This window comes from Clostridium bornimense (assembly GCF_018917145.1).
Classification (GTDB): Bacteria; Bacillota; Clostridia; order Clostridiales; family Clostridiaceae; genus Clostridium_AN; species Clostridium_AN bornimense_A.
The window spans coordinates 1-13991 of record NZ_JAHLOD010000067.1; the positions used below are offsets into that span (position 1 = coordinate 1).

A 13991-nucleotide genomic window follows, 5' to 3' on the forward strand; every position below is an offset into this window, starting at 1 on the left:
CCCTGTAAAATTTTGGAATCAGAATGAGCTTTATTAAAGTTACCCTTTTTTTAATAAGACAAACTAGAAAATTTCCAATTTTAAAGTTTTTTTATCTTGACATATTACCAGTCGTCTTTAACTTTAATATTAATACCTCTAAATATAACAATGTAAAGTTAAAATGTCAATTTAATAACCTTTTATAATAATTCTTTTTCATAAATAAGCAAATCCAACATTCTATCAAATTTCTTAGCTACATTTTTCATATGAGCACACTTATAAAATCCAACCTTTTCAAATAACTTGATACTTTTATAATTTTCACCACATATAAGAGATAATAATGTTTTTATCCCTTTATTTCTTGCAACATCTTCTATAAAGTTTAATGCTCTATATCCTATACCTTTGCTAGTTACATTATTATCAAGATAAATAGTAACCTCTGCGGATACTCTAAATGCTTCTCTTTTGCTATATGGTGCTAAAAGTACATATCCTATTATATTATTCTCTTGCATAATAACAAAACTTTCATATAACTCATCGCCACTAAATAATATTTTCTTCATATCATCATCAGAAATCCTATTAATATGAAAAGTAGCTGTAGAATTTTCTATATAGTACGTATATATTTCTTTTACTCTCTGTAAATCTTCCAATTTAGCTGCTCTAAATTTTATATCGTTCATAATATAATCTCCTCTAAATATAACAATGTAATAAAGATATTACCTATTTAATCTATATTATTCCACAAAAAAAAGATGATGTACAATAACTTAATCAAGTATTGTACATCAAATTATACTACAATATATTATTTTATACAGCCTTCTCCATTATATAATCGTCTAATACATAACCTGAACCTATATCAATTACTTTTTCTGATGTTTTAACAAATCCCATCTTTTCATAAATTTTAATAGATTCAGAATTTTTCTTATTTACATTTAGGAATATCTTTTCTAATCCTTCTCTATTACATACATGCATTAAATGTTTTATAGCGATATCAGCTATACCATTGTTACGATATTCCTTTTCTACATATAACTTGCTAAGAAATAATTGATTATTCTCCTCTTTAAAAGCTAAATACCCAACATTAGCTCCTTTAAAATTTAATATACAATACTTGTATCCATCTTCTTTTATTTGCTTTATTATAGCATCTTTAGATTGGAATTTATTTATCATATATTCAATTTGTTCTTTTTCTATTATAGATATATAATGTTCATTCCAAACATTTGATGCTATGTCTTCTACTTTCTTTACCTCTGATTCTGTACATACATATAAAATTCTAACATTCCTCATAATTATTTATCCCCCTTTAAAATGAAAACATTTACTTAATACCATTATACATATCTTTACCTGAAAATTACAAGAGTTAATTTCAATTTTTTTGTATTGTTTACATTTTATTTATTTATGTTTATGATTTTAAATCTAAAAAATCTATCTACAAAAAAACTTATTTTTTTACATTTTTCTGTACTTTTTTATATTTTTTGTATATAATACATAGTATTAATCTATATTTGTATTGGAGGATTAAAATGGGATTTAATAAACAACATTTATTGAAATTTGAAAGGACTACAGAAAATCTATATAATGACAAAGAAATTGCTAATTCAAATGGATATATCCTTGATACTACTCATAATCACATTATATTCCCCATAGGTAACCGCAAAGTTATATTACATCCTTATACTAAAGAGTATTTATATTTTGAAATGTACTATGATAAATTAGCCAATGATGCTAGAAGTTTACTTTTGAATAGTTACAATAAAGATTATACAGATATTTTAGGATTAATAAATTTTTGTGAAAACACTACTATGGCATCTATTAACGATGCCATTAAAACAGCAGAGGTTTTTGGTAAAAATTTTCACTATGCTAATTTTAATAAATATATAATGCCAATAATAAAAGAGAATTGTTCATCATTTTCAAATAAAATTCTAAAGTTAAAAGACAAAATCCTTGAAGTAGAAAATGCCACTAAAAACTTAATAGATTTTGAAAATTTAAAAAATTTAGATCTTTTCAAGGATAGATTTAACAGTATAACTAATACTATTAAAACTAGTTTAAATGATGGTACAATAAAAACTACTACAAAAAAAGCTTTCTCCCGTAGAATAGATAATGTAGTTTTAGCTATTGATAATATAAAAACGGTAACTCAAGGAGAATGGGAATTAAAAAAACTCTACTCAAATCCTGATTTTATAAATAATTTATGTGATAATATCTATAATGATATTTTAAACTTTAAATTGGCTATTAAAAAAGTATCTTTGGAGATATATGGTGAAAAAGTTCCTTGTATCTTTAATGAAAATAATAAAAAGCATGCTATTGAAATATATGAAAATTTAAAAAATGATTATTACGATGAAAATATTGTTCAAGATAAGATATTGGAAATGCTCATTGAATATCCATTAAATGAAGACTATTATATTTTTGCCATGGTGAAAACTTTAGATAGAATAAATAATCTAAAAAATTATGCGGAATACTTTTTTATTGACTACACTAAAGCTCGAGAAAAAGCATTAATAGTAATTAATTATAATAACGAGATTTTTTCTCTTTACAGAGATGCCGCTAAAATTTTTGAAAAAGACCTTAAAGATAATACTTTTTATAATGGATTAAAATTTAAATTTAGTAAAGATTTATGTGAAAATATACATGCTTCTTTATATATGCATCCATTTAACAATATATTTTATATATACGAGTCAGTAAATGACGTTATAAAAGAAAAAGTTTTTCAGTCATTTGAAAGCTTTGCAGATTTTAACAATGATATTCCTCTTATACTTTATGAAGAAAATTATAGTTATAAAAAATCTGAAGGATTTTTAATATCAACAGAATACATATACTTTACTACTAAATCACAGGAAAAAATGTTTATAAATATTTCCGATATTAATGATATAAAAATAGAAAAGGATATACTATATTTCAATACTAAAGGGACTTGCATCTCTAAAATCTCATCTAGCGAACGAGAATTGCTCCTTGAACTTTTAGAATATATTATTTATATGATAAAATATTCTAAGTTATATAACGGAAATCCTATAAAGGATATTCTCAATTTGAGATATCAATATTTAGGTAATGGTAATAAATTGAGTTCATCTTTTGGAGAAACAAAATTAATATTAGAAAATAGATTATTTAAAAACAGATTATATCATAAAATAAAAGGTGATTTAACTGGAAACCTTAATACTGATCTTGAAGTAATTATATCTACATTTAATACGAATAAAATAATAAAAATGTTTCCGTCAATTGACGATTCAAATAAGATCAAACTTGAAAATGCAATTAACTGCTATGCAAATATAAAAGGTGAAATTCCATTAATTCTTTATGATAGTACAGCATTTAATACTGGTAAAGAAGGTTTTATTGTTACTAATAAAGCTCTATATTACAAACCCTTTATGAAAAATTTCATAAAAATCGATATAAACTCTATAAATAAAATAAGCTTCATTGATGGAAAATTACTTATTAATAATATAGAAATAGAATTCAATTCAATTCCTATAAATGATAAATTCAATTTTGAAAATTCATTAGAATTATTACTTTATAGATTACGTATTGAAATTGGAATTGATTCTACTGTAAAGAAACCCCTTATAGACAAATTAAAATTAAATAAATCCTTTAATTATGATATTGATAGTTCATATAAATTTAAAATAGATTATACAAAATCTATCGATTTAAATATATATCAGCTTCTTAATGACATTTGTAATAGTAAAATTCGTTCTATGATATTTACTTTTAACGAAAATGAACATAGCAAAAAGAAATTTAGCGCTGCTACTGAATTATACATTGATAATAATCTCGAAGAACAAGGATACTTTCTATTTGATAATATTAAGTTAAATGGTTGTAGAGAAAGTATATTCCTTACTAATAAATCGATATACTGGAAAAATCCTTGGTCCAGCTGTAATTTCATATTTTATAAAGATATTACTTCATTGGATGTAGATGAAAAAAAACTTATTATTAATGACGATTTTATATCAATAACTAGTATACCTAGTCATTTTCATGAAGACTTTAAAGATTTAATAATATCTGTAATTAACATAATAAAAGCTATGACTATATCCTAATTATTACTAAATAAAAAGGAGAGGCGGTATTAATACGATAATCCCCCTCCTCTTTTTATTAATCATTTCTATATATACTTTTTAATAAAGCTATCTCTTTTGCATATCCATCTAATTCATTAGGAGTTTCTAAGAAAAACGGAAGATGTCTTAATTTAGGATGGTTTATTATTTTCTCTATTGCATTAATTCCTATAAATCCATCTCCAATTTTTTCATGTCTATCTTTATGGCTACTAAAAGGATTTTTACTATCATTTAAATGAATTGCATACAATCTATCTAATCCTATAATTTTGTCAAACTCGTCCAATACTTTATCTAATTCATTTACAATATCATAACCTGAATCATATACATGGCATGTATCTAAACAAACTCCCATATGCTCTTTTAATTCTACTTTACTAATTATTTCTGCTATTTCTTCAAAACTTCTTCCTATTTCAGTTCCTTTACCAGCCATAGTTTCTAATAATACTTTTGTAGTTTGTTCTGGCTTTAAAACCTCATTAAGCATCTCAACTATATAATTAATTCCAACATCAACACCTTGCTTTACATGAGAACCTGGATGAAAATTATATAAATTATTAGGTAAGTACTCCATTCTCTTCAAATCATCTGACATCATTTCAATAGCAAACTTTCTTGTATTTGCATCAGCAGAACATCCATTTAATGTATATGGCGCATGAGCTAATACCTTTGCAAAATTATTTTCATTTATTATATTAATAAGTCCTTGTATATCTGTTTCTTCTATTTCTTTTGCCTTACCACCTCTAGGATTTCTTGTGAAGAATTGAAAAGTATTTGCACCTATTTTTAGTGCCTCTTTTCCCATATTCTCAAATCCTTTTGTTGTTGATAAGTGACATCCAATTTTCAGCATTATATTCCTCCTATAATATTAACGATTATTTCATATATAAAATAATACTACATCCTCAAATTAATATACAATAGATATTTTATAATAATTATTATCTTTTACTTTTTTATTAAGTAGTTACATCTGCAAACTCAGCTTTTATAATTTCTGCTATCTCTATGGGATTTGCTTCTATTTGCATCCCTATCTTTCCTCCACTAAAAATTATTGTTTCAAGTTCCTTTGCAGAATTATCAATAAAAGTTCTATATTGCTTTTTCATTGCTAATGGAGAACATCCTCCTCTTATATATCCGGTATACTTATTTATATCTTTTACATGTAACATCTCTATTTTCTTTTCTCCTGAAACTTTAGCAGCTTTTTTTAAACTTAATTCTTTACTTACTGGTATTACAAACACATACAATTCCCTTGATGTTCCTATGGACACTAGAGTCTTAAAAACTTCATCGGGATTTTGATTTAACTTATTTGCAACTGCAAGACCATCAATGTGACCATCATCGCATTGATATTGATGCACATCATAGTTTATATTATTTTTATCTAAAAATCTCATAGCATTTGTTTTTTGCATTTTATCACTCCTAAAACAAATTCAATTCATAAAAATTTTTACTCTATTTCCTTAAATCCTTCTCCTAAAACTTCATGTGATTCTCTAACACTTATAAATGCTCTAGAATCAATCTCTTTTATATACCTTTTTAACTTAATAAATTCATTTCTACCTAAAATAGCATAAATAACATTTATATCTTTACCTGAATAACATCCTGTTCCCTTTAAATATGTACAGCCTCTTGAAAGTTCATTTATTATAAAATCTTTTACCTCATTTTCTTTTTTAGTCATCACCATAATCTCTTTAGAAGTATTAAAACCATCAATAAACCTATCAATAGTTACACCTAATATAATTACACTTAACATGGAATAAAATCCTATATCTAATCCAAACACTATTGCTGCAAAAAAAGTAATAATAATATCTATTATTAACAATGAAATTCCAATATTAATATGTAAAAATTTGTTCATTACTTTAGCTAATATATCTGTTCCTCCAGTAGAAGAATTATTATTGAAAACAACAGCCATCCCAAAGGCTGTAATTATAGTTCCAAAAATTGTTGCTATTACTAAATCTGATGTTATTGCAAATGGATTTAAAAACTTTTCTATTGCCCACATCACTAATGACAATTCTATAGTAGCAAATATACTCTTCTTACCAAAACTTCCACCTAAAACCAGGAATGCAACTGCAAACAATAATAAATTAATTATTAATGTTAATATTCCTACTCCAATATAGGGAAATAAGTAATTTAAAACTATAGCTAATCCTGTAACTCCTCCAGCAGCTAAATTATTAGGTGCAAAAAAATATTCTATTGATATAGCAACTAAAATAATACCAATAGTAATTAATGAATACTCTTTTAAATTTTTCTTTATCATTTTATCTACTCTCCTGAATATATTTCTAGCTTGTTACAAATACATTATATCATATTATTTTCTTAATTATACCAATCTATCCTAAGGATAACTCTTTCTTATTCTCTAACAAAGGCTTATTATTATACATTAAAAGGCTATCACCTACGAATTTTAATCATCGTTGTGATAGCCACTTAAAAAAATCTTATTAAAATTTATTTCTTTTCTAGAAATATCTTTCTAGTAACAAAATTCCATACCATTACTACTGCTGTAGCAAATAGCTTAACAATAGCATAAAACATTCCTAGCTTATCAACCATTAACCACATTACTAATTGATTAATTCCTAATCCAATAACACTTAAAATAACAAAAATAATAAACTCTTTTTCTTTACTTATATCGTCACGTCCAACAAATACATATTTCATACTACATATGTAATTGAATATAACTGATATAGTAAATGAAATTCCAGAAGATATTAAATAGTTTATATTAAATACTTCTGTAAGTAAAATCATAATTCCGTAGTCAATAACAAAAGCTAAAACTCCTATGATTCCAAATTTGAAGATTTGCTCAATAAGTTTTTTCATAAATTGTACTCCATTCATAAATTAAATTGATATTATCAATTCATTTTATAATATTATATTTTGTAACTTAAATCAATACATAATAACCTATAACATAAGTTCTCATCATTACTTATAGTCCTAATTTACATCTCTTTGGATTACATTCTTTATATGGACTTTGTACACTCTTACTGCAAGAAATAGAAAACTTATTAAATATTGCAATATACTTTTCTCTTTCATTTTCTGCTATGTCAAATTTACAACCATACTCAAAAATACCATCATATAATTCTTTTTTCCACACTACTGTTGCTGGTATTAAATGTTCCTCTTCATATATAGAAAAATCTATACCAAGTGTTATTGTATTATTTACCGGTATATCTAATCGAGATTTAAATCTCACTCCCCCTGCACCTATATCTTCTATACAAATAGGTGTATACCCCTTACTCACCTCTTTACCATTAACATATAATATAGTTAATTTACTACACATTGGTATATCTAAACTTACTCTAAAAAACTTCCTTCTATTTTCCTGTTCCTTCTTCCCCACCAAATATATTTACCCACTTTCCTTTTATTTTTATTAATTATAAAATAAGCTACAAATTATCTCATAATAGTATATTATATAATATATGTATTATTTTTTCACTATTTTCATTGAAATAATTTATATTTGTAGATAAGATTAATCAATTAATTGGGTAAAAGAAGTTATCTTTCCCTTCTATTCTATGAATTTTATCTATTAAACTAACTTAATATCCTTTGTATAATCTACATTATCAAATTTAAATCCAAACATATTATAAAAATCATTCCAATAACCATCAACATCTGCAAAATCATTTATATTTTGCGAATTAATTTTATTCCAATATTCCATAACTTGCTCTTGGACATCTTCTCTCATTTCATAATCATCTAGGCGAATTCTATTCTTTTTATCTACTACAATAACATCATTACTTAACTTTTTGCGAAACAACCTATTCATTTGCTCAATAGCTCCCTCATGTATGTTTTTCTCTTTCATTACTTTATAGAGTATAGACATATAAAGTGGAACAATAGGAATTGCTGAACTTGCTTGTGTTACTATAGCTTTATTTACGGAAATATATGCTTTAATACCTCTATCTTTAAATTCTCTAGTAATATCTAATGAAGTATTATATAAATCCTTCTTAGCCATACCAATAGTACCATTGTAATACACAGGATAAGTAAGTTCCGGTCCTATATATGAATATGCAATGGTAATTGCGTCTCTTTCTATTACATCTGCTTCAACTAAAGATTCTATCCATTGCTTCCAATCTTCTCCACCCATAACTTTGATAGTGTCTTCTATTTCTTTTTCATTAGCCATTGGTATTGTTGCTTCAACTACTGTATTATTTCTTAAATCTAATGACTTATTTGTAAAGACTTCCTCAGTGGTTTTTAAAGTTGAATTATATATAGTTCCATCTTCTGTTTTTCTTTTAGGTGCTGCCAAACTATAAATAACCATATCAACTTTTCCTAAATCTTCTTTTATTGTCTTTATCACTTTATCCTTTACTTCTTTTGAAAATGCATCACCATTTATAGATTTTGCATAATATCCATCTTTTCTTGCAAATTCTTCGAAAGCAACAGTATTATACCATCCAGCTGATGCTGTTTTACGCTCCGTAGCTTCCTTTTCAAACATAACTCCTAATGTTGAAGCTCCTTCTCCATATGTAACAGCAATTCTTGCAGCTAATCCATATCCAGTGGAAGAACCTATTATTAATACCTTTTTACTTCCATCTTTTTTCCCCTTATTTTTTGTATATTCAATTTGTTTTTTAACATTCTCCATGCATCCATCTGGATGTGCAGTAGTACAAATGAATCCTCTAACCTTTGGTTCTATAATCACTACAAGTATCCCCCTAACATTTTTACTCTTTTATTTCTATAGTATCAGTATATTTTGCTACTGTAAATAAAACTAACAATTTGTTATAAATTTATTAAATAACTTAGCTATTATAACCATAGGCTTATTGTTTATATACAAAAATAAGAAGGTATCGCATTCACTGTGCACTGATATATACCTGTGCCTTGTGCCCTGATATTCTATTTTAATGAAAAAACTGCCGCACTATGATTTTTAATTCCATCATGCGACAGTTCCTCATTTTTTCGTTTCTTTATACTTGATCTGCAATGAAATAAAGTAATTTTTCAGTTTCTTCCCATCCTAAACAAGGATCAGTAATTGACTTACCATATATATGCTCATTAACTTTTTGGTTTCCACCTTCTATATAACTCTCAACCATAACACCTTTAACTAATTTTTTTAAATCCCCATTATAATTCCTGCTATGAAGAATTTCACTTACTATTCTAGGTTGTTCCGCATATTGTTTTCCTGAATTTGAATGATTGGCATCAACTATAACCGCTGGGTTTGGTAATTGATACTTATTATATAAATCTAAAGTCTTTATTAAATCCTCATAATGATAATTTGGTATGTTATTTCCATATCTATTTACGGCCCCTCTTAAAATAACATGTGCATAAGAATTTCCACTAGTTCTAACCTCATTATCTTTATAAATAAAGTCATGTTGTAGATTTGCTGCTTTAATAGCATTAAACATGATTGACAAATCTCCACTTGTTGGATTCTTCATACCAACAGGTACATCTACTCCACTAGCTGTAAGTCTATGTTGTTGATTTTCTACACTTCTTGCTCCTACTGCAACATAACTTAATAAATCTCCACAATAAATATGATTGCATGGATAAAGCATTTCATCTGCTGGTGTTAAATGAGTTTCTTTAATTGCTCTTACAAACATTTTTCTTATAGCAATTAATCCTTCAAGAATATTAGGTGCTTTTTCTGGATCAGGTTGATGTAACATTCCTTTATATCCTTCACCTGTTGTTCTTGGCTTATTTGTGTAAATTCTTGGTACAATAAATAATTTATCTTTAACTTTTTCATTTACCTTTGCAAGTCTATTTACATAGTCACAAACAGCATCTTCATCATCTGCTGAACATGGACCGATAATTACTACAAATTTATCGCTTTCTCCTGCAAAAATTTTTTTTATTTCTTCATCTCTTTCTGCTTTAACCTTTTTTAACTCTTCTGATAACGGTACCATTCCCATAATTTCCTCTGGTGATGGTAATTTACGAATATTAGTAAAACTCATAATAGCCCCCCTTTTTTTGAATACTTCAAATATATAACTATTTTATGAAATAATCAACTTTTTCTTATATTGACATAATTTTATTATAAAAATAAATCTTAATGCATAATTATTACTATATAACTAAAATTTCAAAATCATTTTTCTAAAATCTTGCAATTAATCTTGCATCAAAAATCTTTTTAATTCTACAAGATTTTTAAAACTCCTATAGCAATGTTCTTTTATATTATTATCTGCTTCTTTTAAATCCTCTACATGAAATCCAATGATATTTGCTCTATAAACAGCTTCTATACCAGCTGGTGAATCTTCTATCACAACACATCTTTTTCTATCAACACATAAATTATTTGCAGCTGTAATAAATATTTCAGGATCTGGTTTAGAATTTACAATATCATCTCCAGAAACAATTACATCAAAAAAACTTTCTATTTTTGCGCCTTCTATTTGTTTCTTCACTCTATCCATTTTTGCTGAAGTAGCAAGAGCTATTTTATATTGATTTTCTTTTAAGTACTGAAGTAAATCATAAGCACCTAATTTCATAGGCACCTCATTATTATTAATAACCTCTTCCAGGATTTTATCCTTTTCAATATACATTTCTTCTATAGGTAAATCTTCTCCAAATTCTTTTACAAAAATCTCTTTAACTTTCTTTCTTCCTCTTCCCATAACAGATATATATATTTCTTGTGTAATTTCGTATCCATATTTTTTAAAAACCTTACTCCATATATCTAAATAAACTCTTTCTGTATCAAATATTACACCATCCATATCAAATATTATTGCTTCAATGTTTTTCATACTTCCTCCAATATTGTTTAAAGTTTATAATAAATTATACTATACTCTCTACAATATTAGTAGAATGATCACCAATTCTTTCTAAATTGCTAATTATATCTAAGAATATAGTACTTGCACTGGCACAACATATCTTCTTGTTTAGTCTTTTTATGTTATTATTTCTAAGAGTTTTTTCATATCTATCTATATCGTCCTCAATCTCTTTTATCTTTTTAGCTTCCTCATTATCTTTATTACTATAACAATCTATAGCAAGATTTACTGCTTCAATAGTCCTATTATACATATTAATAAGTTCTTCTCTTGCTTCCCCTTCTATATCTACCTTGTTTTTTCTCTTCTCAACAGCTAATTCTATAATATTTTTAGCATGATCCCCTATTCTTTCAATATCATTAATAACATGAAAAGTTGAGCTAAGAATTTTACTATCTTCTTCTGGCAACTCATGCGATGATAGTAATACTAAATAATCTGTTATCTCTTTTTCTAACATATTTATCGTTGCTTCATTTTTATAAGCTATTTCCATTGATTTTTCATTATCCTCTAGCAACCCCTCCATAGATAACCTTACATTTTTCTTTGCCAATTCACCCATCCTGATTGTCTCTTTAAATACTTGACTTGTAGCTATAATCGGATTATCTAATAACTTTTCATCTAAATAAATTGCTCCAGTATGTTCTATAACATCTTCACCTGGCATTAACTTATTAGCTAACAAAACTAAATATTTTGATAAAGGCAACAAAACTATAGTCACACAAATATTAAAAATAGTATGTGTATTTGCAACTTGTCTAGCTACATCATATGGATCTATTTTTTGAACTAAATCTACAACTATGTTCATAAATGGTAAAAAGATTACTACCCCAATAGCATTAAAAAGTAAATGAATTAATGCAGCTTTTTTTGCTACCCTATTAGAACCAATAGATGCTAATAAAGCTGTAACGCAAGTCCCAATATTACATCCTAAAATTATTGGTAATGCTACGTTCATATCTATTGTTCCTGTTGTCCCTAATGCTACCAAAATTCCTGTTGTTGCTGATGAGCTTTGTACTACTGCTGTCATAAGTAATCCAGCTGCTATTCCAAGAATTATATTTTCTCCAACAACCTCTAATATATTTTTAAATAATGTTGATTCTGCTAATGGTGCCATTGATGCTGACATCATACTCATTCCTAAAAATAATATTCCAAACCCTAAAGCTATTGATGCTAAATCTCTAATTTTTTTTCGTTTTGCTAATAAAATAATAACTGATCCCAGTCCTATAAATAGTGGTGCTATAGCGTCTAAATTAAATGAAACCATCTGTGCTGTAATAGTTGTACCTATATTGGCACCCATAATTACACCTACTGCTTGAAATAATGTCATAAGACCCGCATCTACAAAACTTACTACCATAACTGTAGTTGCACTAGAACTTTGAATAACAGCAGTAACTAATGCTCCAATTGCAACACCCATATATTTATTGCTAGTTACTTTCTCTAATACAGCTTTTAATTTTTCACCAGCTGAGTTCTCTAAGCCGTCTCCCATCATATTCATACCGAATAAAAATAATCCCAGTCCACCGAAAAGCTCAATACACATATTAATAACACTCAATCTAATCTCTCCTTTGAAATACAACATCTGCTTTATATTACTATATTTTACCTTATTTAACGTAAACTTAACACAGATTTAACATTCTTTGTTTATATATCTATATAATACTTATCTGTTTTTGTATAAATTTATTATGTACTTTTCCTTTTCTCTTTGTAGTAACAAAGTCTTTTGTTGAAATATATTTTTAACACTTTATAATTATATATATAATTTACGAAAGGAGATATACTACATTTCTTGTAGTAAAACAACAAATGGATAAAAAAATTGTATTTTTCGATATAGATGGAACATTGATAGATGAAGAAACTCACTTAATACCTAATAGCACAAAAGAAGCACTAAAAAATCTAAAAGCTAATGGTAACCTAGCCTTTATTAACACTGGAAGACCAATTTTTGAAATCACTGATTATATCCGTAGTTTTGATTTTGATGGCTATATTTGTGGTTGTGGAACTTATATTGAATTTAATAATGAAGTACTGTTTTATAAATCATTAGGCAATAAACTATCCTTAGAACTTGCAAAAGATATAAAACTTTTTAACTTAGAAGGAATATTAGAAGGTCGGTACGATATTTATTTTGATAAAATAGAAAACATCAAAAATTCTAATGTCTTAAGAATAATGGAACAACATAAAAGAGAGGGATTTTTTACTGGTTCAACTTTAGATGACCAATCAATGGATGTGGACAAGCTTGTAATTTTCTGTAATGAATCTAGTAATTTCTTAGGATTCTATAATAAATATAAAAACGTCTTTGATTTTATTAAACGAAGCGATAACTTTTATGAATTAGTACCTAATGGATACTCCAAAGCTTCAGGCATCAAATTTATAATTGATTATCTTAATATTCCACTAGAAAATACCTATGCTATAGGTGATAGTACTAATGACTTATCTATGCTTCAATACGTAGAAAATAGTATTGCAATGGGAAATAGTAATCCAGAAATTTTTGATTTAGTTTCTTATAAAACTACATCTGTTAATGATAATGGTATTTATAATGCTTTAAAACATTACAACTTAATATAAAAGATAAGGCTGCACACATTTTGTTATGATATGATACCTCTAAAGTAGACATGGTAAATAACCAAAATCTACTTTGGAGGTATTTTTTATGGGAAGACAATATAAATATTCTTTTGAAGATAAAATCAAGGCAGCAAAAGATTAT

Annotated in this window: 13 protein-coding genes; 2 read left to right on the forward strand and 11 right to left on the reverse strand. The window is 26.4% G+C overall.

What is annotated here, in order from left to right:
- Positions 1 to 182: 182 nt before the first annotated feature.
- Positions 183 to 680, reverse strand: a complete 498-nt coding sequence (locus KQI30_RS15335; protein ID WP_216464222.1) for a GNAT family N-acetyltransferase — start codon at positions 678 to 680, stop codon at positions 183 to 185.
- Between the two features lie 133 nt (positions 681 to 813).
- A complete protein-coding gene (locus KQI30_RS15340; protein WP_216464223.1) occupies positions 814 to 1314 on the reverse strand; it encodes a GNAT family N-acetyltransferase in 501 nt (166 codons plus the stop codon).
- 245 nt (positions 1315 to 1559) lie between these two features.
- Here KQI30_RS15340 and KQI30_RS15345 point away from each other — a divergent pair, with 245 nt between their 5' ends.
- Positions 1560 to 4181, forward strand: a complete 2622-nt coding sequence (locus tag KQI30_RS15345) for a hypothetical protein (protein WP_216464224.1) — start codon at positions 1560 to 1562, stop codon at positions 4179 to 4181.
- Positions 4182 to 4239: 58 nt separating this feature from the next.
- Here the strand turns inward: KQI30_RS15345 and KQI30_RS15350 are convergent, their stop codons facing one another.
- From KQI30_RS15350 to KQI30_RS15390, 9 genes are all read right to left on the reverse strand, one after another.
- Positions 4240 to 5076 carry a deoxyribonuclease IV gene (locus KQI30_RS15350; protein WP_216464225.1) on the reverse strand — a complete coding sequence of 279 codons (837 nt, stop codon included), beginning with the start codon at positions 5074 to 5076 and terminating at the stop codon, positions 4240 to 4242.
- Between the two features lie 109 nt (positions 5077 to 5185).
- Positions 5186 to 5656, reverse strand: coding sequence for a Cys-tRNA(Pro) deacylase (gene ybaK, locus KQI30_RS15355; protein WP_216464226.1), 471 nt, complete (start codon positions 5654 to 5656; stop codon positions 5186 to 5188).
- A gap of 38 nt (positions 5657 to 5694) precedes the next feature.
- Positions 5695 to 6543 (reverse strand): YitT family protein, encoded by an 849-nt coding sequence (locus tag KQI30_RS15360; protein WP_216464227.1) that lies wholly within the window; start codon positions 6541 to 6543, stop codon positions 5695 to 5697.
- Between the two features lie 197 nt (positions 6544 to 6740).
- Positions 6741 to 7127, reverse strand: a complete 387-nt coding sequence (locus tag KQI30_RS15365) for a GtrA family protein (protein WP_216464228.1) — start codon at positions 7125 to 7127, stop codon at positions 6741 to 6743.
- Between the two features lie 112 nt (positions 7128 to 7239).
- A complete protein-coding gene (locus tag KQI30_RS15370; protein ID WP_367397868.1) occupies positions 7240 to 7671 on the reverse strand; it encodes a PilZ domain-containing protein in 432 nt (143 codons plus the stop codon).
- Between the two features lie 198 nt (positions 7672 to 7869).
- Positions 7870 to 9033 carry an enoyl-ACP reductase FabV gene (gene fabV, locus KQI30_RS15375; protein WP_216464230.1) on the reverse strand — a complete coding sequence of 388 codons (1164 nt, stop codon included), beginning with the start codon at positions 9031 to 9033 and terminating at the stop codon, positions 7870 to 7872.
- A 277-nt stretch (positions 9034 to 9310) separates the two neighbouring features.
- Positions 9311 to 10339, reverse strand: coding sequence for a 3-deoxy-7-phosphoheptulonate synthase (locus tag KQI30_RS15380; protein ID WP_216464231.1), 1029 nt, complete (start codon positions 10337 to 10339; stop codon positions 9311 to 9313).
- Positions 10340 to 10498: 159 nt separating this feature from the next.
- Positions 10499 to 11155 (reverse strand): HAD family hydrolase, encoded by a 657-nt coding sequence (locus KQI30_RS15385; protein ID WP_216464232.1) that lies wholly within the window; start codon positions 11153 to 11155, stop codon positions 10499 to 10501.
- 34 nt (positions 11156 to 11189) lie between these two features.
- A complete protein-coding gene (locus KQI30_RS15390) occupies positions 11190 to 12791 on the reverse strand; it encodes a Na/Pi cotransporter family protein (protein ID WP_216464233.1) in 1602 nt (533 codons plus the stop codon).
- A gap of 260 nt (positions 12792 to 13051) precedes the next feature.
- On the opposite strand from KQI30_RS15390, the gene KQI30_RS15395 reads away from it, so the two are divergent.
- Complete coding sequence (locus KQI30_RS15395) at positions 13052 to 13846, forward strand: Cof-type HAD-IIB family hydrolase (RefSeq protein ID WP_216464234.1); 795 nt, start codon at positions 13052 to 13054, stop codon at positions 13844 to 13846.
- Positions 13847 to 13991 lie beyond the last annotated feature (145 nt).